The sequence below is a fragment of the Alteromonas sp. G4i35 genome, from assembly GCF_054960375.1.
Genome location: NZ_JBHNZD010000085.1, coordinates 1 through 304, shown reverse-complemented (window position 1 = coordinate 304; position 304 = coordinate 1). Strand labels below are relative to the sequence as shown.

The 304-nt window shown below is 47.4% G+C and carries 2 tRNA genes; both read right to left on the bottom strand.

Annotated features, from left to right (window positions below):
- Positions 1–89: 89 nt before the first annotated feature.
- Positions 90–166, bottom strand: a tRNA-Ile gene (locus tag ACFI6L_RS20340).
- 37 nt (positions 167–203) lie between these two features.
- Positions 204–279: transfer RNA gene (locus ACFI6L_RS20335), tRNA-Ala, on the bottom strand.
- Between the last annotated feature and the right edge of the window lie 25 nt (positions 280–304).

The following is a 304-nucleotide window of genomic DNA, read 5'->3' as shown; positions in this document are numbered from 1 at the left end:
TTACTGAAACAGTAAATATTCATTAGGATTTCGGGTCCAACGTGACACGTTTTCTACCTTTGTCACCTTCCTTTCTTAAAGCAAGGAAATGGTAGGCTTGGGCAGACTTGAACTGCCGACCTCACCCTTATCAGGGGTGCGCTCTAACCAGCTGAGCTACAAGCCTTCAGTACTTCGCTTATGCAAGCTCAGTGTCAAGTAGATGGTGGAGCTAAGCAGGATCGAACTGCTGACCTCCTGAATGCAAATCAGGCGCTCTCCCAGCTGAGCTATAGCCCCATAAACTTGTGTCGTTCTTCGTTTT